Here is a 17,572-nt window from a genome sequence, read left to right as displayed (position 1 = left end):
AGGGTCGAACGTATGAACAAACGAAAAGAACGAGGGCATGCCCTCATTGAGTTGGCGCTGCTCTTGCCGATTTTGACGACGTTACTCATCGGGGTCGTTGAAGTCGGCAACGCGCTGAACGCGTACCTGTCCATCTCGGAAGCGAGTCGAGAGTGTGCTCGGTTGATTGTGCGTAAAGGCCCTTCATCCGACTATTATGGAGTGGCGCAAACGCTGACCACACGATTGCCGAGTTCTTCGTTACAAGTCAATCCGATGTATGGCACAGATTTCAAAGGAAACCAAAAAGTGACAGTGAGGGTGACGTATGCGTACAGATTTATTTTTGCCAATTTTCCAATTCTTTGCCACATATTTCCCGAACAATTCACGCTCACCGCGCAGACGACCATGCCCATCCCCTAACAAGCAAGGGGGCGCGCGCGGGCAGGTCTTGATTGCCGTGGCCATTGCCATGCCGGTATTAGCCGGCATGACAGGGCTGGCTGTTGATATGGGGCGGTTGTACACAGCCCAGGCACGGCTCCAGGGCGCTGTGGATGCCGCAGCACTGGCCGGAACGCTCTATTTGACCAGTGATCCAAACATCAACAATGGCACGATTGCCAACGTAGTGGCGACGTACCTTGACGAAAACTTTCCGGAGGCCTCCGTTGTGAGCCTGGGGCCAGGCACGACCGTCCGCACTGTTTGTCTGACCGGCCAAGTCGAAGTGCCGATGACGTTCATGGGAGTGTTGGGTATTGAATCGGAAACCGTTTCAGCCTCTGCCTGCGCTGGCTTCAATGATCTGGAGGTCGTGCTGGTCATTGATAATTCGGGGAGTATGAACGGCACGCCGATCAACTCCGTGAAAACGGCGGCCAATAAGCTGGTTGACTTGATGATACCGGGCGGCACGGCTCCCGCTATAAAAGTCGGACTAGCTCCGTTTCGTGGCAAGGTGAGAGTGGGTGCTAATGTTGACGGATTACCGGCAGGCTGTCGAAATGCTAATGGCACGGTGAATAATTCAAATGTGAGCCCACCGGATGATTCCTGTAAGGATGCGGCTCTACCCCCAGTAGCGGCGTTGTCGTTTTCCAAGACAACAATCAAGAACGCCATCAATAGCATGAATGCCGGTAGTGGCACGCGCTATGCCTCGGGAACGATCATCTCGGAAGGCATCAAATGGGGCCGACACGTGCTGACGCCGGAACCACCCTTTACTCAAGGGGGCCAACCTAACAAGGTTCGCAAGGTCATGATTGTACTGAGCGATGGCGATAACGAGGATGGCACTTGCAGCGGAACGTTTGGCAGTTGTGATCCGAGAACCAGCTCCACATGCGCGTATCGTCGCAATGCCTATTTCCAACAATCGCCGCCGGTGACCAACTGCAACTGCAATAACTATGGCTGCCTGGATCAAGCGATGCTCACGCAGGCGCAACTGGCTAAGGATGCCGGCATTGAGATATTTGCCATTCGCTATGGCGATTCCGATTCCGTTGACATCGCGCTGATGAAAGCCATTGCGTCTTCCTCGCCCGGCACCGACGATCATTATTTCGATGCTCCTTCCACATCTGACATTGGGAAGGTGTTTGAGAAAATCGGGCGGCAGTTGGGCTACCGATTACTGTAAGCTGCTGCTAAGGAGGCAGACATGGCTCACGAACGATCTCAGCAGAAACGCAGTCGTGGTCAGGGGATCACGGAGATGGCGTTGGCCGCCCCGATCATGTTTCTGTGCGTGTATGGTGTTATCGAATTAGGCCGATTGTTCTTCTGTTACGTGACGATCCAACATGCTGCGCGAGTGGCCACGCGGGTCGCCGTCACAGGCAGAGGCGAGCTGGAAGGCACGCGCTACAATGCCATTGTCAGCGCGGCGCTCTCGCGGGTGCAAAGCTTGAGTCCGGTTCCGCAAGTGATCGTGCAAAGTTGGCCCGGCATGACAGCCACTGGCCCAGGCCGACTGGGCAATCCGGGGCAACCGTGCGAATTGGTGGAGGTCGAGCTTCGGTACAACTATCGGCCCATTCTGCCATTCATCCGGCGTCTGATGCCCAATCAAGGAACGATTCAGTTGCGCGGTCGGGATCGCAAATTGAACGAACCGTGGATTCCCTGTCCATGAGCGCGTGGAGCGTTTTGAAGGGGTGACAACACCGAGCAAGCAGAAGATACGAGACCGCCTCTTGTCATTTCATCGCTCAGCAACGTTGCCACCCCTCACGTCGCTCACATTCACGCTGTTCCCTCAGTAACTCACGCCCTGTCGGTGTAGGCCGGCACACCCTGTGCCCACCACCTTTACCACCATTCTCCCCTCACAATAGCCGCACGTTGCACAAATTCATTCCGGAGTCTTTTAGCAAAAGGGTTACGAAAGGCACGAACAGTGCCAACACACGGCCTCTTCATGTGAACTGGTATTGAAGTCGTTGCTTCCTCCGTAATTCTAAGTTGAGAAGTAGGTAGTCCTGCCGATTGTGAGACCTGGTGCGTTTTGGGACAATCTGGTGTGGATTGTTTGAGCGCGCCAAGGGCATTGGTCATGTAGAGGGCTTGGCCGGTTGAGGCTAAGCAACGATGTCCTAAAAGGCAGGGTGCAATATGCAGGCAACGAATCGCAAGAAATCACAGCAACGGCATGCGGAAACAGGTGGCGCACTGATTGAACTGAGTCTGTTGCTGCCGATCATCCTGATCATATTGGTTGGCTTGGTCGAAGTGGGAAATGGCTTGAATGCTTATTTGACGGTAGCCGAAGCTAGCCGAGACGGAGCCCGGCTGATCGTTCGTGAGGGTCCGACGGCGAACCTGAACGGATTAGTGCAAACATTGGCTGAGCGGCTGCCCACATCCACACTCACTTCTCAAGCAACGTATGGCTTTGATAGTCGAGGCAACCGGACGGTGACAGTAGTGGTGAATTATGATTACAGGTTTATTTTCGGCAATATTCCATTGGTTAGCGAGCTGCTGCCCAATCCGCTCAGGCTTAGGGGCACCTCAACGATGCCTATCCCGTAGCGGGCGCGGTCGGGCCCGTGGTCAAGTTTTGCTGGCCATCGCGGTCGCCTTGCCGGTCGTGTTAGGGATGACGGGATTGGCCGTTGACATGGGACGAATGTATGCCGCCAAGGCCAGATTACAAGCAGCCGTGGATGCGGCGGCGCTGGCTGGTTCGATGTATCTTGGTTCAGACCCACAACTGAGAAACGGCATAGTTGCCAATGTTGTTACTGAATACCTTGTCAACAACTATCCGGGCGCGCTCGTCACAGCGTTGAGCCCGTTAACGCAGGTGCGTGGCGTGTGCGTCTCGGCTCAGACCGATGTGCCCATGACGTTCATGAAAGTGATGGCCCTCAGCTCTCGAAGTGTGAGCGCGCGTTCATGCGCAGGGTTTAATGACCTTGAGGTCGTTCTGGTCGTTGACAATTCTGGCAGTATGAATGGACGGCCCATTGCCGAAGTGAAGCAAGCAGCGATCAAGCTGGTGGACCTGATGATTCCCGACGGCGGCGCTCCTTCAATCAAGGTTGGTCTTGTGCCGTTTCGCGGCAAAATCCGGCTGCCTGATGGCGTGGATGGCAAGCCGGCCGGTTGTCGCAATGCTAATGGCTCGGTTAATAATTCCAACGTCAATCCTCCCGATTATTCCTGCCGGGATGCCGCGTTGCCGCCGGTTTTTGGACTCTCTTACAACAAGTCCAGCATTAAACGCGCGATTCATACGATGAATGCCGGGAACTCACCGAGCGATACGTCGGGCACCATTATTGCCGAAGGGTTAAAATGGGCACGGCATGTATTGACGCCGGAAGCGCCGTTTGTTGAAGGGGGTTCCAAGGACCGATTTCGCAAGGTGATTATCCTGCTCACCGACGGAGATAACGAGGATGGCACATGTTCAGGTCAGTTCGGCGGACGCAGCCCTCGCACAGATCCACAATCAACCTATCGGCGCAATGCCTATTTCCAGATGGGCGTGACCAACTGTGGGTGTAATGATTATGGCTGCCTGGATCAAGCCATGTTGGAGGAGGCGCGGAAAGCGAAGGAGGAGGGTATTGAAATTTTTGCCATTCGCTTCGGCGTGTCCGACGCGGTGGACATCGCGTTGATGAAGGCGGTGGCATCATCGTCACAGGGCACCGATGATCATTACTATGATGCCCCGTCGGTCAATGACATTGGAACAGTGTTTAACAGAATTGGGCGTCAACTTGGATTTCGATTGCTCTAAGCAGGCGAGGGTCGGTTATGGTGAACTATCACGATTATATGCGTAGCAGCCGCGGACAAGCGCTCACGGAGATGGTGCTGGTCACGCCCCTGCTGGTGGTGTGTCTATTTGGCGTCATCGAGATGGGGCGGCTGTTTCATGCTTGGGTCACGGTTCAACATGCAGCCCGCACAGCCGCGCGTGTGGCCGTCACTGGAGAAGGTGAGGAAGACGGCACGCGGTTGAGTCGCATCATCACAGCCGCTCAGAATGCGGTTGCCGGTCTGCCGGGCAATGCGCCGATTATCAGCGTGCGCAGCTATGCCGGTGTGACCACATCCGGCGGCGCCCGCGATAATCATCCGGGAGCGCCCTGTGACTTGGTCGAAGTCATCGTACGGTACACGTATCGGCCGGTGGTTCCCTTGATCAGCCGCATCATGCCCAACAGCGGCCAGATTGAACTGCAAGGCCAGGATCGCAAACTGAACGAACCATGGATTCCTTGCTCTTAGGCGCGGTGCTGACAGCGCCCTTCGCCACTTGAAGCCGAGTCCGGCATGGAAGGCGGTATCCAATGTTGGCAGAACTGTCAAAAACAGGCATGAAACACGCGATCAACGCACTGAAGGAATTTGCTTTTTCATCAATGTCGGAGCAACAACTCTTGCCATCAAGGCGCGCGGCCACAGCTACAGACCTGCCGACTCTTTCTTGTGGTGAGCGCAGCGCCTTGATGGTGGGAGGTGTTTTTGAACGCTTATGCTGGCAGGATGGTTGATGCTGTGACAATCTCATTGCAAGCGTGATCGGCGCTGCTTAACAGGCTTTTTCCTCGCACAATGGTCATCAAGTACCCTGTGATGGCCGCCAAGAGCTGAGTAGAATCCATCCTTGGCGGCCAATTTTTTCAGGCCTCCTGGTTAGCTCATGCTGCAAACGACGCGCCAGCCTGTATTCTTTGAACCTTCCATTCCTGTCTCTCACTCGCGCGTGTCGGAACGAGATACCAACTGTATTCTTTCCCGGCAAATTAAGTAATTCCCTCGATTGTTTGTCGAGCTGTCTTTTGCGACAATGAGCAGGCATCAGGTTGAGCCCCTTTAATGCGGTGGCCATGCCACAATCGGCCACCGCGCTCCACGACATAGTCCCACATGCTGCGGCCGAGAGACGGTCATCAGGTTGCAAGGGAGATGAGATATGGTAAGCGTAAACAATTCAGAGAAGAGCATGATGAAACGATTGGTTGTTTCTTCGACAAGGAGCGGGTCTGAACAGTATCTGGCGCGTCGGCGAGCGCGAGCGCGCGGCCAAGCGTTACTCCTGGTGACGATCACGTTCCCCATCCTTCTTGGCATGGCCGGATTCGCCGTTGATATGGGACGGCTCTATACGGCTCGCGCGCGACTGCAAGCAGCCGTGGATGCAGCGGCGCTGGCCGGGTCAATGTACTTGATGAGCGATCCTGACTGCCAAAATGGCGCCGTGGCCAATGCGGTCAATGATTATCTGAACAGGAATTACTCAGGCGCGACGGTTACCGCTCTTAATCCCGGCACTGGCGTTCGGAGCGTATGTGTGACAGCACAGGTGAATGTGGAAATGACGTTCATGAATGTGCTGGCCATTAGCTCGCGCGATGTCGCGGCGTCCGCTTGCGCCGGCTTCAATGATCTGGAAGTTGCGCTGGTGATAGACAATTCTGGCAGCATGGAGGGTGAGCCAATTGAATCAGTGAAGGCGGCGGCTCATCAGTTTGTTGACATGTTAATTCCCAACGGCACAGCGCCGTCTATCAAAGTCGGATTGGTAGCGTTTCGTGGAAAAGTGCGATTGCCCGCCGATGTGGATGGTCGGCCGGCCGGCTGCCGCAATGCCGATGGGTCGTTCAATCAACCGCTCAACCCGGCAGATCAATCATGCACAAATCCGGCGCTTCCGCCGGTGGCTGGACTCTCTTATAACAAGGGGGCCATTCATGCGGCGATTGCCAGCATGCAGGCGCAGGGCGGTACTCCGTATTCTTCTTGCACGACGATTGCGGAAGGCATCAAATGGGGCCGGCACGTGTTGACCTCCGATGCGCCGTTTACTGAGGCTGGCCCGCGGTCGCGATTCCGAAAGGTTATGATCCTGCTCACCGATGGCGATAACAATATCGGCGATGCGATGACAAATCCCAACAGCACCTGCCGCCGCAATGCCTATTTCGGCATGGGCGTGATGAATTGCGACGATGCTGATTATGGTTGCCTCGACCAAGCGATGCTCGCGCAAGCGCAGGCCGCCAAGGATGAAGGCATCGAAATCTTTTCGATTCGTTATGGGGTTTCCGACGATGTGGACATTGAATTGATGCAACGCGTGGCCTCCTCTAGGCCGGGCACGAATGATCATTACTTTGACGCGCCGTCGCTGGATGATTTACAAACCATTTTCAATCGCATTGGACGTCAGTTAGGATTTCGCCTCCTGTGATCGGCATTGGCTCAAGCGCGTGTCAGTCCCGGCGCGTAATTCCTGTTCATGAAATCCCTGAAAAGGACATTTCATAGATGAACAGCAGTGGGTGAGTAGGGATGGTCACAATGCCACCTCTCGCCCATGATAACTTCTCGGAGAGCAATGCTTATTGCGGATTGCCCCGGTCGTGCGCCCAGCGCGGCCAAGCGGAACGTCACTTGCTTTGTGTTCGAGCGGAGGAACTGTGTGTATGAAGATCAAACAGTGGTTGACTGCCATTTGGCTTCTCGTGTTAGTGGCATCAAGGCCCTGGGTCGTACAGGCGCAATCGTCAGGCACGTTCAAACTGACGCCCATGATCTCGACTGGCACGCCGGTGACAGCACCGGTCAATTTTGCTCAGTTTAATACGGTCGCCATCAACACACATGGTCACGTGGCGTTCATTGCTGGTGAGTACACCGGCTTGTATCTTCAAATCGGCAATAGCATCACTCCGATTGCATCCACGGCTGAGCCTGTGCCGGGGTTGAGTGGCGTCTATTTTGACGAGCTGTTAGGGCTGAGTTTGAATAACAATAGCGATGTTGCCTTCATTGCTACGACGTTTGGCGCGCGCGCTCTTAAAGGCATCTTCTTATATTCGGCGTCCACGCGGACGATTCGTTCAATTGTTTTATCGAGCGACCGTCCGCCGGTGCCCACGTTCTCGAGCTACCAGGATTTTCTCCATGTGTTGCTGAATGACAGTGGCCAGGTGGCCTTTACCGGAAGTTTATTTGCGACGCAGACAGCCGCGTTTCTCTGGGAGCGCGAGCGGGTGCAGGCGATTGCTGCGCCGACGCAGCCGGCTCCTTCGGTAGGAGGCCAATTCACGGCGGTGGCCGTTCGCTCGTTGACCAACAGCGGGAAACTGTTGCTTCAAGCGTCGGTCCGTAATGGCAGCGCCAGTTCGGTCGTTTTCCTCTATAGCGCCGGCACGTTTCGCTTGTTGTTGGCCACTGGTCAAGCTGCTCCTGTGGGCGGCACATTTGAACGGTTCAGTCAGACGGTGTTGATCAGCGAAGAGGGAGACTTAGCGTTCGTCGGCTTTGCCCTCAACGGCTACAGCGCATCAGTGAACCTCTATGCGATGATCGGCGGCAGGCTGGAGACCGTCGCTGTGGGGGGGCAGTCGGTGACGCTGTTAGTAGGCGAGAGATACGAGGACTTTCCCACGATCGTCAGCAATCAGCAGCGGGAGTTCGCTTTTCGCGCCGTGTTTGAGAGCGGACGTCAAGCTGTCCTTGTTTATTCGCGGGGAACCTTGAGTGTTGCTCTTTACTCGCAGAAATCGGTGGTTGGCGGAGTGGCCGACCGATTTGTGCCAACGGGTGACCTGGCCATCAATGCCGACCGGACCATTGCCTTTGTTGGCCACACGGTGAATCCGGGAACAGTTGGCATCTATCTGGTTAATGGATTGAATGTGACGCCGGCAGTCACATCACGCACATCAGTGCCCGGCGCGCGTCATTTGCTGCTGGGCAGCGACCTGGGCTTTAGCCCCAATGGGACCCTAGCGTTCAGCGGGCTAGTGACCGGCAACGGACGTGGCCTACATTTGAGCGATAGCGGAGCGATTCGTCCTTTGCTAGTTCCTGGGCAATCAGTCGCCAATAGCGGCAACGGGATCGTTTCGGAGATTCCCGACTTCGAGCCGAATCGCTTTGGCCTCAGCGACCAGGGAGGAACCGCCATGAGCGTTTCGCTGCTGGGCGGCGTTTCTGAGATTGGTGTCGTGCGCGTGTTAACGCGCGGGCCGGAAGCTATTGCCCTGTTCGGACGCGATGCGCCAGGCTTGCCCAATACGCTATTTGTCAGTTTTGAAGACGTGGTGATGAACCAGTCCGGCATGGTTGTTTTTAATGGGATTATTCGTCAAGGCTCAGGCGAGGATGCCACTGAGAAACAAGCGATCATTCGCTATGCGAACGGCCAGCATCAACTGGTCGCCGTCGAATCACAGCTTGCCCCTGGCGATGCTCGGTTTGTTTCATTCAATAGCAAAGACCTATGGATTAACAATGACGGCGAAATCGCGTTCATCGCCTCGCTCGATGATGGTGACGAAGGTGTGTTTCTGTGGTTGGGTGGACGGCTCACGCTCGTAGCCAAAGGTCAACGACAGGCGCCGGGGCTGGGTGGTCGCGAGTATGGTCAGTTTGAATCGGTCATGCTCAACGATCGCGGTGAAGTAGTCTTTCAGACATACTATGAGGATGATCAAGCCATCTTTCATTGGGCCAGTGGGCGGGCGTCGCTTGTCGCTCATACCGGCATGGAAGTTCCAGGCGATGCCGGCCGGCTGTTTCAATCGCTCGGCCAGGCGGTGATTAACAATGCCGGGCAGATTGCTTTTATCGGCACATGGTTGACGATCCGTCAGGGTGTGTTCATGTTCGACAAAGGGGCGCTCAGACCTGTCGCCACAACGCTGCAATCACTGTCCGGCGGAACAGGCCGATTTAGCCGATTCTACAGCCTCGGATTGAACCGTGAGGGGCACATTGCCTTCACAGCAGCAACAAACGGTTCATCCTTGCCCTCGGCCATCTATGTGGCGACGCCGGCTGGCAATTGAGATCAACTCGTGGCGCCCAGCTCATGATTCGCGCAAGGATTGGCTGTGCGGCGACGCCAGCTAATAACCAAGATTAACTGCGGTGAGTGAACGCATGGTTGGCATTCGTGCTATACTCTGGTGCGAATCAATGCAACAGAGCACGGAGGTCATCCTATGCCATTATCTGCGTACATCTTTCTCGAAACAGAACCCGGCAAAACGCCAACGGTGATCAAACGCGTGGCGCGCATTCCAGGGGTCCGGCAAGCGCACGTGGTGACCGGACCCTATGACATTATCGTGTTTGTCGAAGCCAACGATACGTCCGAGCTGGTCAACATGATTGTTAAAAAGATTCAAGGCATCAGCGGCGTCACCCGAACGCTCACCAGTGTGGTGTTGTAATAGCGACGAACAGCCGGCCAAATGCACTGACATCATCATCGTTGGTTTGACGCTCGTAGTGTGGTGTTGTAATCACGACGAGCAGAGACCCAACAGGGTCATGATTAAAACCCGCGTCGTGGCGTCGCCCCCGCTGTTAGCCGTAGCCGGATGGTCGCTGACCTGATTGATGTCATTCATGGGTGAGGCAGCGGCGGCTTCTGTTGAAACGCAGGGACAACGAAAGCAGCGAGGCCAACATTCATGGGTGAGGCAGCGGCGGCTTCTGTTGAAACGGATAGGCTCGCTCATACGCATGCGCTACACATAGCAGCCGCGCTTCATCAAAGTGGCGACCTAAAAACTGTAGGCCAATGGGCAGCCCGTCGCTCGACAGTCCGCAGGGAATGCTTATTGCGGGAATGCCAGCCAAATTCGCCGTGACTGTGTAAATGTCGGCCAAATACATCTGCAACGGATCATCGGTTCTCTCACCTAAGCGGAACGCGACCGTCGGAGATGTCGGCGCGACGATCAGGTGACATTGCTGGAAAGCGTCACGGAAATCGCGTTCTATAAGCGTTCGCACTTTTTGTGCCTTCAAGTAGTAGGCGTCGTAGTAACCGGCAGACAGAGCATACGTGCCCAGCATGATGCGCCGCTTGACTTCGGCGCCGAATCCTTCCTCGCGTGTGCGTTGATACATCTGGCGCAGGTTGGCGCTGCGGGCGCTGCGGCTTGTGTAGCGCACGCCGTCATACCGAGCCAAATTCGATGACGCTTCCGCCGTGGCGATGATGTAGTAGCAACTGATCGCATATTCGGTGTGGGGCAGCGAAATCTCAACGACATCCGCACCCATCTGGGCCAGCCGAGCGATCGCCGTATCAACTGCCTGTTTGACCTCAGCATCAAGGCCAGCGCCGAAGTACTCCTGGGGCACGCCAAGGCGAATTCCTGTCACCTCACCGGTGAGCGCCGCCCCGTAATCAGGCACAGGACGATTCGAGGACGTCGCATCATGCGGGTCGTGGCCAGCCATGACACTGAGCATTCGCGCGGCATCGCTGACCGATTTAGTCATTGGCCCAATTTGATCCAGCGATGACCCAAAGGCGACAAGCCCGTAACGCGAGATGCGCCCATAGGTCGGCTTGAGTCCAACAATGCCACAGAACGAGGCGGGTTGCCGCACCGAGCCGCCGGTATCAGTTCCCAACGCTGCCATGCACAGATCAGCCGCGACAGCAACGGCCGAGCCGCCCGACGAGCCGCCAGGAACGCGATCGAGGTTCCACGGATTTCGCGCTGGGTAATAACCCGAGTTTTCGTTTGATGAACCCATGGCAAATTCATCGCAGTTGGTTTTGCCAAGGATGATAGCGCCAGCGTCGAGCAATCGCTCGACAGCCGTTGCCTGATAGGGCGGCACATAGTTTTGTAGGATTTTGGACGCGCACGTCGTGCGCAACCCTTGTGTGCAAATAACGTCCTTAATCGCCACCGGAACGCCGGTCAATTTGTTCAGTGGCGCGCCCTGCTGAAGTTGCCGGTCGAGTTGTTCAGCCCGTTGAAACGCCTCGTCGCGATTGAGCGTGAGGAATGCGCCCAGAACGTCGTTGAACCGATCAATCCGCTCAAAGAATTGCTCACAGGTCGCCCGGATGGTCGTCTCACCGCGTTGTAGCGCCTGATGGAATTGGTCAATCGGCAGTTCGACTGGTGACATATATCGGCTTCCACTCATTCAATCACTTTGGGGACACGGAAAAATCCCTGCCAGGGGTCTGGCGCGTTTTGCAGCGCGCCTTGCTGACCCAAACCGGGCAGGACATGATCATCGCGTTGCGCAGCGTCCGGCTCTTGCTCGGCGCCAGCGTGCATCATCGGCGGCACATCAGTTGTCTCCAATTCATTCAGTTTCTCGATGTATTGAACGATTGAAGCCAGTTGGACGGTGAACAACTTCTTTTCCTCAGCGGTGAGTTCCAGATTGGCCAGTTCGGCAATCTTCTCAACATCTTGCTCTGTGATCGGCATTGTTCATCGGCCTCCATGCGAAGCGGGTAGTAAACTGGATGACGTTGAGCCTGTCAAGGTGTTGCGTACACCGAGTCTGGCTCTTCATCAAGAGCGGCGGGCCAAGGATTTGCTGGCAGCTCGCAGAAAGATGTCGCGCAATTCATCATCGGCGATCAGCTCAGCGTCGGCTTGCAATTCTGCGTGCCATTGTTCGAGTCGGTCAAAAACAATCGCCGGCCTCTCCTGCTGTCGTCTGGCCACGTATTGAGGATCAACCCGGTATTCAATGTAGGTGACCAACGGCGCGCCTAAGACGCGGCCGATTTTGAAGATGATTTCACTGGTCATCTTCTGCAATTGCGTTTTCCACGTTTTGTCAGACGTGATGACGATCAGGTGCTTTTCGTGCAGGCGGAACGGGACGCAGCGTGCTGCCACTGCTTTACCAACGACATGATTCCATGCAGCGAATGCCGCTTGCTCACACACATCGGGCTGATAACCGGATCGTTGTAAAATGGATGGCAACAAACTAACCAGCTCGTCCATATTGATCAACGCTCAGTGCTTGTGGTCCGTGATCCGTGATCCGTGGTTCGTGACTCGTGGTTCGTGAATCGTGACACGTGGTCCGTGAACTGTGGTCCGTAATTCGTGCTCTGTGATTCGTGAATCGTGGATCGTAGATCGTGGTTTGCGGTTCAATCATCAATCCTCATTCGTGGCTCGTGGTTCGTGACTCGTGGCCCCGGTCGCCGGTGTTGCGTTTGCCGTTCCCTCTTTGCTCATCTGTTCTCCTGCTTTGTTGATGGCAGCGCGCGCCTCACTGCGTAGTGCGGCAAAACGAGGATCATCCGGCACAACCTGATCCAGCGGAATATAGCGCGCCTTCAGATCAGCAAATCGTCCCTGTGGGTCGGTGTAAATGCGCAGTTCACCCAAGAAACGCCCTTCGTAGATACTGGTAGCCCACAGCTTTTTGCCGTAGCGCCGGATCGGTTGAAGATTCGGCAAGCGAAAGGCCGTCAGTAAGGCATTGTATGGAAGGCCGCTGCCAGCCAATCGCTGGCCGACAGCGCGCGAAAGATACCCCATGACCACAACGATGTCAGCTTTGGCGCTCACTTCCGGGATGACACGGTGCGCAACTTCCAACGGGTCTTCAATGGTGAATGCTTCCAGCGGAAGCGTGCCGACCTCGGTCAGTCCTACCAACGCCACTTTCAGCGGTCGCTTCAACCGTCCGCCACGCAGCGTTTGAATGAGGTAGGGCGGCAACGCCACATGAGCATTCGTCTTGGGTTTGACGTTGGCCGAGACGAATCGGGTCAGCACAGGCAGTTCACGGCGTTGCTTGGCGAAGACATCAGCAGCCAATGTGTGTCTCAGATGCACGAGGTCACGGAATGAGACGTTCACCGCCGATACGTTCAGTTCGTTGTAAGCGCGTAGAACCCACTCATTTCCCACTCTGACCGGCTCCAGCAAATTCATCGTCCCGAATTTGGTGCGCTCGCTCAGGCTGTGACCAAGATCAACATAGAGGTAGGGAATGCCTCGGTAGCGATTCTCAAACTCGTTGAGAAAACCCTTTTGCCGGGCAATGCCCCCCTGTGGATTTTGTGCACAGCCGCACACGTCGAGACTGCCGGTCAGGTCGCTTACAAAGAAAATCGAAGCGGCGAAGCCATCAGATGCGCCAAGCCGATCATCGAGCGTTTCACCTTGACCGAATGACGTTGAATCCGATGACGGTTGCGCTGAAAGCGAATCTGACGTCTCCTGTGCGTTCGTCGCAGTCGTGGATGGAGCATGTGGTTCGGTCGTCGCCGGCAACCTGTCAGAGCTATTGCTGCCGCACGAGCTAAACAAGCATAGACTGAATATCAGAGCAACAGTCGTGCCAACAAACTTGACCCACTGTAACCTCCATGTCCGCATGCCCGGCTATAATAGCGACACGTGGGTTTCACTGACAAGCGGTCGGAGATTGTGCTACAGCCGTTCCTTTGACGGGCGACTGGACACAACGGGCGGGATGGAAAAAGACGCCCTCCGAGAGTGCAGGATCGGGATTCGCAGGGTGACTGGACGCAGTGCACGGGAGGAAAGAGACGCGGTGAAAGAGTAGGGGACCAAGATCTGACGGGCGACTGGACGCAGTGCACGGGAGGGAAAAACATGGTGGGAGAGCGGAAGATCGGGTATGGTCAAAATAAACAGTGCCCGTCGGACATTGCTCATTGGTTCATACACCGCGTTATCCTTCCTGTGTCTCTCCCACCGTTCGAGTGACCACGAATCAAACCACGACCTCACTCGAGTTGACGAAATTGATTGGGGTCTATCCGATAACGTTTAATCTTTTGATAAAGATGACCCTCAAACATGCCGGTTGTTCGCGCCGTCTTGGCTACATTGCCGCGATTGAGCGAGAGATGATGCAGGATGTAACGGCGTTCAAATTCTCCGACGAATTCTTCTTTGGCTAACTTAAACGGCGCATCGAGCTTCTGTGTTGGAAAGCCTCCCGACGAGTCCGGTTGGGCGCTCGCGGTGATATATTCGGGTAGATGCTCAGGGCCGAGCGTATCGCCGTCGCACATAATGACGGCGCGTTCGATCACGTTTTGTAGCTCACGGATATTGCCTGGCCAATCGTGTTGTTGCAGTAGATGCAAGGCCACGGGAGCAATCATGGTCACAGGCTGCCCCAGTTCCTTGGCTGAGTTGTGTAAGAAAAAGTGAGCTAACGCCGGGATGTCATCTTTGCGTTGTCTGAGCGGCGGCAGTTGCAAATGGACGACATTCAGCCGATAAAACAAATCGGCGCGGAACCGTTGTTGCTGAACGGCCTGCATCAAGTCCTGATTAGTCGCAGCCAGGATGCGCACGTCTGTGCGGTAGGTTCGCGTGTCACCGACGCGATTGTATTCCTTCTGTTGAAGAATGCGCAGCAGCTTCAGTTGGAATGAATGGCTGATTTCGCCAATTTCATCGAGGAACACCGTGCCGCCGTTGGCAATTTCAAAATACCCGGCCTTGGCTTGTTCGGCGCCGGTGAACGCGCCGCGCGCGTGGCCGAATAGTTCGGTTTCCAGTAACGTCTCAGAAAGCGTCGCACAATTGACGGTGACAAATGGTTGATCCGCTCGACGACTCAATCGGTGAATTTCGCGGGCGAGTAATTCTTTGCCGGTGCCTGTTTCGCCGGTGATTAACATAGTCGCGTCGGTGCGCGCGGCCCGCGTGGCCATGGCCATGAGGGCTTGAAATTGCGGGTTCTGGGTGATGATGTTGGTCATCATCGGCCCTTGGCGCAGCGGCGTCGGCACTGATGGTGGGATCAGTCGTTCACCCAGCGCACGGGCGAGGCAGCCAAGCAGCTCCGGCTCCTGAAACGGTTTGATCATCAACTGAGAGTTGCCCAGCCGCGTGATCTCGCTCAGCACTCTGACCGGTGTATCTTCAGCCGCGATCACCACGGCGCTCATTTTCAACAGATCGCTACTGCTTTTATCAAGCGATTCAACGGTTGAGATACCGTGCGGCCCGATCTCCGTCATTACTACGTCAACTGGATGCTGTTGAAGCTGCTCCAAAGCCGAGGCTGTCGTATCGGCCAGCAGCAGTCGGTAGCCCCGCACCGATAACGTATTCATCATCACCCTCTCGGTCGAGAGGTCTTTTGTAACCAGTAGTACCGTTCGATTCACCGTGACCCAACCTCCTCTATTATTCACCCTTCTAGTTCCAGACCCTACTACATCTGTTTTTTCTCATCGCCCCTTCACTCATCTGAGGGGAGCGATTCGGTAGGTGGGCGCTCGCCGAAGCGAGATGTGTTGTTGTTGTCAGCCCAACCCGGCTACCCACAACCGTTCTTTTTTAGTGCCGCCCCTATTGTCTCCATAACAGGGGGTGAAAACAATTGGTGGTATCACCTAGCCACCTAGGTATTTTTACTTAGATCGGCGCTGGGAAATTACCTAGAAATGGCCAATCCTCTATTTGAGAAGAGGGCGAGCGTTGTTTTTCTATAGGGCATTTAACTGATTGTTCTCTCGGTCATTGTCTTGCTCAATCTATGAGCGCTTCCAAGGGCGGACTGCAAAAATGTAGAGGCCTCATCCATCTGAGCGAATCATTGAAGCTCATTGCAAATTTCGCAAAAGGGTTTGTTATCAGGTGCTTAAGTGCGCTCGCCTCGGAGTACATTGCGTTGGAACACTCATTGCAAATCAGCCCGGCGTCGTGAAGCAGTTCTTAGGAGGTTCGCTTGGCGGGCTTTGATGGTATCGGGCGATACCAGAAAAGCCCGCTGCCAAACAAGACGATGCACAACACGCGGGAACAGGCAATTTCAGAGGGATTGATGACCATGACAGAAACCTATTTTACATGTCCTCAGTGTGACTATTTTTCCAATGCCAAACTGCAGGAGCATTTCTGCTCCAATTGCGGGTCACGGCTACTGACGGCGTGTAGTGGTTGCCAGAGCGCAATCACCAATCCGTATGCCAAGTTTTGTTCGGTGTGCGGCCAGCGACTGAAGGAGTCTCTGGATACACAACGAAACCAGCGAGCCTATTTCCATTAGCCAGGCAGCGTGGTGATTCATCGGCAGCAACTCGGGCAGCTTACGATGAACCAAGATTTGACGCGGACCGGCAGGCCGTGTGAGCAACGCAATAGTAAACCGGAATCGAACGACGACATGAACCGACAGACCAACAGCAACGACGCCGGCAGCAGCCACCAACAGATCAACCTTGTGAGCTGGCACGCAGTGGGTTGGCGCGCAGGCGTAACTTTCATCGGATCGTTGCTGGGTGATCGTGTCGGTGTGTGAAGTCTGGTTTGATGGGGCTGAGTAGGGCCATCGCAGCCCCTGTAACAATGTGGTTGGAGGAACAGGCCATGAAAGAGAAGACGGTTGAAAAACCGGGATGGCGGCAGCCTGCATCGCTCGAGGGTGTGCAGTTACTGGATGCGCATTCGGAGTTTGGGCGTGTCGGCTTTCAAGCCGCCGCCGGTATGATCGGAAGGCTCGGTCGGCTGTGTCTGACAGGAATCAAGCGGAGGACAGGAATCAAGCGAAAGGTGTTACCCGGTATCGTGCTGATGTTGGGGCTTCAGCTCAGCGTGTCGGCTCAGAGCGCGTCGCCGTCGCTACCCTCATCCTCGACAGCAACGCCTGCGGGAGCCACTGAGCCAGACTCCACCATCGTGCAATTTGCTGGCGGCCCACCTCAACTGCGCACCTCCTCTGGTTATCAACTGCATCAGGGGGATAAACTCGAAGTCAAATTTTTCTATCAACCGGAATTGAATCAAGAAACGATTGTCAAGCCGGATGGTATGATTTCGCTGCCGTTGATTGGGGATGTGCGGGCTGAAGGATTGACGGTGTCAGAGTTGGAACAGAAATTGACCGAGCGATACGCCAAAGAATTGATTGACCCGCTGATTTCCGTCACACTCAAGGAATTCGTCAAGCCACGCATTTTCATCGGCGGCTATGTCGTGAAACCGGGCGCCTACGAATTGCGCGATGGCGACATGCTGGCGCAAGCCGTGTTGCTGGCCGGCGGATTCACGCCGCAAGCGCATCGCAAGCAGGTCATTCATCTTCGTCCTATCGGCGAGGGGCAGATGAGAGTCACCGTCGTTGATATGACCAAAGTTTATTCCAAGCGTCCAGACCCGTTTTTGAACCTCACGCTGCGAGATGGCGATCTGATCTACGTGCCGCAATCCAAACTGAGTCGAATCAATGATGCGCTTCGTGCGTTGCAAATTCAGTCGTTTGGGTTGTACACGGACCCGCTCCGACGGCGGTAACCTCGATGGAATATCGCGTCAACATAGCC

General features: G+C 55.2%; 17 protein-coding genes. 12 read left to right on the top strand and 5 right to left on the bottom strand.

Annotation, left to right across the window (positions count from 1 at the left end; genetic code table 11):
• Positions 1-12 precede the first annotated feature (12 nt).
• From NZ823_02465 to NZ823_02420, 10 genes are all read left to right on the top strand, one after another.
• On the top strand, positions 13-405 hold the full coding sequence (locus tag NZ823_02465; GenBank protein MCS6803991.1) for a pilus assembly protein: 393 nt from the start codon (positions 13-15) through the stop codon (positions 403-405).
• Positions 308-1,630 carry a pilus assembly protein TadG-related protein gene (locus NZ823_02460; GenBank protein ID MCS6803990.1) on the top strand — a complete coding sequence of 441 codons (1,323 nt, stop codon included), beginning with the start codon at positions 308-310 and terminating at the stop codon, positions 1,628-1,630. The genes NZ823_02465 and NZ823_02460 overlap by 98 nt, the downstream gene beginning before the upstream one ends.
• 21 nt (positions 1,631-1,651) lie before the next feature.
• Positions 1,652-2,125: a pilus assembly protein gene (locus NZ823_02455; GenBank protein MCS6803989.1), complete on the top strand. Its 474-nt coding sequence runs from the start codon at positions 1,652-1,654 to the stop codon at positions 2,123-2,125.
• A gap of 479 nt (positions 2,126-2,604) precedes the next feature.
• Positions 2,605-3,024: a pilus assembly protein gene (locus tag NZ823_02450; GenBank protein ID MCS6803988.1), complete on the top strand. Its 420-nt coding sequence runs from the start codon at positions 2,605-2,607 to the stop codon at positions 3,022-3,024.
• 28 nt (positions 3,025-3,052) lie between these two features.
• Positions 3,053-4,243, top strand: a complete 1,191-nt coding sequence (locus tag NZ823_02445) for a VWA domain-containing protein (protein ID MCS6803987.1) — start codon at positions 3,053-3,055, stop codon at positions 4,241-4,243.
• 17 nt (positions 4,244-4,260) lie between these two features.
• Positions 4,261-4,737, top strand: a complete 477-nt coding sequence (locus tag NZ823_02440) for a pilus assembly protein (GenBank protein ID MCS6803986.1) — start codon at positions 4,261-4,263, stop codon at positions 4,735-4,737.
• 62 nt (positions 4,738-4,799) lie between these two features.
• The gene (locus NZ823_02435) at positions 4,800-5,003 is read left to right on the top strand and encodes a hypothetical protein (GenBank protein MCS6803985.1); all 204 of its coding nucleotides are present in this window, start codon (positions 4,800-4,802) and stop codon (positions 5,001-5,003) included.
• 422 nt (positions 5,004-5,425) lie between these two features.
• The gene (locus tag NZ823_02430; protein MCS6803984.1) at positions 5,426-6,703 is read left to right on the top strand and encodes a VWA domain-containing protein; all 1,278 of its coding nucleotides are present in this window, start codon (positions 5,426-5,428) and stop codon (positions 6,701-6,703) included.
• 235 nt (positions 6,704-6,938) lie between these two features.
• Positions 6,939-9,311, top strand: coding sequence for a hypothetical protein (locus NZ823_02425; GenBank protein ID MCS6803983.1), 2,373 nt, complete (start codon positions 6,939-6,941; stop codon positions 9,309-9,311).
• Positions 9,312-9,467: 156 nt separating this feature from the next.
• On the top strand, positions 9,468-9,698 hold the full coding sequence (locus NZ823_02420; GenBank protein ID MCS6803982.1) for an Lrp/AsnC ligand binding domain-containing protein: 231 nt from the start codon (positions 9,468-9,470) through the stop codon (positions 9,696-9,698).
• Positions 9,699-9,939: 241 nt separating this feature from the next.
• On the opposite strand, the gene gatA is transcribed toward NZ823_02420, so the two are convergent.
• The 5 genes from gatA to NZ823_02395 all read right to left on the bottom strand — a co-directional run bounded on the left by gatA (position 9,940) and on the right by NZ823_02395 (position 15,415).
• Positions 9,940-11,406, bottom strand: a complete 1,467-nt coding sequence (gatA, locus tag NZ823_02415; GenBank protein ID MCS6803981.1) for an Asp-tRNA(Asn)/Glu-tRNA(Gln) amidotransferase subunit GatA — start codon at positions 11,404-11,406, stop codon at positions 9,940-9,942.
• A gap of 14 nt (positions 11,407-11,420) precedes the next feature.
• Positions 11,421-11,717 (bottom strand): Asp-tRNA(Asn)/Glu-tRNA(Gln) amidotransferase subunit GatC, encoded by a 297-nt coding sequence (gene gatC / locus NZ823_02410; GenBank protein ID MCS6803980.1) that lies wholly within the window; start codon positions 11,715-11,717, stop codon positions 11,421-11,423.
• 87 nt (positions 11,718-11,804) lie between these two features.
• Positions 11,805-12,248: a DUF721 domain-containing protein gene (locus NZ823_02405; protein ID MCS6803979.1), complete on the bottom strand. Its 444-nt coding sequence runs from the start codon at positions 12,246-12,248 to the stop codon at positions 11,805-11,807.
• 159 nt (positions 12,249-12,407) lie between these two features.
• Positions 12,408-13,640 carry a hypothetical protein gene (locus NZ823_02400; protein MCS6803978.1) on the bottom strand — a complete coding sequence of 411 codons (1,233 nt, stop codon included), beginning with the start codon at positions 13,638-13,640 and terminating at the stop codon, positions 12,408-12,410.
• A gap of 374 nt (positions 13,641-14,014) precedes the next feature.
• Entirely contained in the window at positions 14,015-15,415 is a 1,401-nt protein-coding gene (locus tag NZ823_02395; protein ID MCS6803977.1) for a sigma-54 dependent transcriptional regulator, read from the bottom strand.
• A 929-nt stretch (positions 15,416-16,344) separates the two neighbouring features.
• Between NZ823_02395 and NZ823_02390 the strand changes: the two genes are divergently transcribed.
• Both NZ823_02390 and NZ823_02385 read left to right on the top strand, forming a co-directional pair.
• Positions 16,345-16,551: a hypothetical protein gene (locus tag NZ823_02390; GenBank protein MCS6803976.1), complete on the top strand. Its 207-nt coding sequence runs from the start codon at positions 16,345-16,347 to the stop codon at positions 16,549-16,551.
• A gap of 68 nt (positions 16,552-16,619) precedes the next feature.
• On the top strand, positions 16,620-17,543 hold the full coding sequence (locus NZ823_02385) for a polysaccharide export protein (GenBank protein MCS6803975.1): 924 nt from the start codon (positions 16,620-16,622) through the stop codon (positions 17,541-17,543).
• Positions 17,544-17,572: the final 29 nt, after the last annotated feature.

This window comes from Blastocatellia bacterium (assembly GCA_025054955.1).
Lineage (GTDB): Bacteria > Acidobacteriota > Blastocatellia > HR10 > J050 > JANWZE01.
The sequence above is the reverse complement of the archived record's forward strand: the minus strand, read 5'-3'. Positions and strand labels throughout refer to the sequence as shown.

Excerpts from the sequence above, each read along its gene's own strand:
- NZ823_02465 (MCS6803991.1), top strand. The coding sequence starts at position 13 with ATGAACAAACGAAAAGAACGAGGGCATGCCCTCATTGAGTTGGCGCTG.
- NZ823_02460 (MCS6803990.1), top strand. The coding sequence starts at position 308 with ATGCGTACAGATTTATTTTTGCCAATTTTCCAATTCTTTGCCACATAT.
- NZ823_02455 (MCS6803989.1), top strand. The coding sequence starts at position 1,652 with ATGGCTCACGAACGATCTCAGCAGAAACGCAGTCGTGGTCAGGGGATC.
- NZ823_02450 (MCS6803988.1), top strand. The coding sequence starts at position 2,605 with ATGCAGGCAACGAATCGCAAGAAATCACAGCAACGGCATGCGGAAACA.
- NZ823_02440 (MCS6803986.1), top strand. The coding sequence starts at position 4,261 with ATGGTGAACTATCACGATTATATGCGTAGCAGCCGCGGACAAGCGCTC.
- NZ823_02435 (MCS6803985.1), top strand. The coding sequence starts at position 4,800 with ATGTTGGCAGAACTGTCAAAAACAGGCATGAAACACGCGATCAACGCA.
- NZ823_02430 (MCS6803984.1), top strand. The coding sequence starts at position 5,426 with ATGGTAAGCGTAAACAATTCAGAGAAGAGCATGATGAAACGATTGGTT.
- NZ823_02425 (MCS6803983.1), top strand. The coding sequence starts at position 6,939 with ATGAAGATCAAACAGTGGTTGACTGCCATTTGGCTTCTCGTGTTAGTG.
- NZ823_02420 (MCS6803982.1), top strand. The coding sequence starts at position 9,468 with ATGCCATTATCTGCGTACATCTTTCTCGAAACAGAACCCGGCAAAACG.
- gatA (MCS6803981.1), bottom strand. The coding sequence starts at position 11,406 with ATGTCACCAGTCGAACTGCCGATTGACCAATTCCATCAGGCGCTACAA.
- gatC (MCS6803980.1), bottom strand. The coding sequence starts at position 11,717 with ATGCCGATCACAGAGCAAGATGTTGAGAAGATTGCCGAACTGGCCAAT.
- NZ823_02405 (MCS6803979.1), bottom strand. The coding sequence starts at position 12,248 with ATGGACGAGCTGGTTAGTTTGTTGCCATCCATTTTACAACGATCCGGT.
- NZ823_02400 (MCS6803978.1), bottom strand. The coding sequence starts at position 13,640 with ATGCGGACATGGAGGTTACAGTGGGTCAAGTTTGTTGGCACGACTGTT.
- NZ823_02390 (MCS6803976.1), top strand. The coding sequence starts at position 16,345 with ATGAACCAAGATTTGACGCGGACCGGCAGGCCGTGTGAGCAACGCAAT.
- NZ823_02385 (MCS6803975.1), top strand. The coding sequence starts at position 16,620 with ATGAAAGAGAAGACGGTTGAAAAACCGGGATGGCGGCAGCCTGCATCG.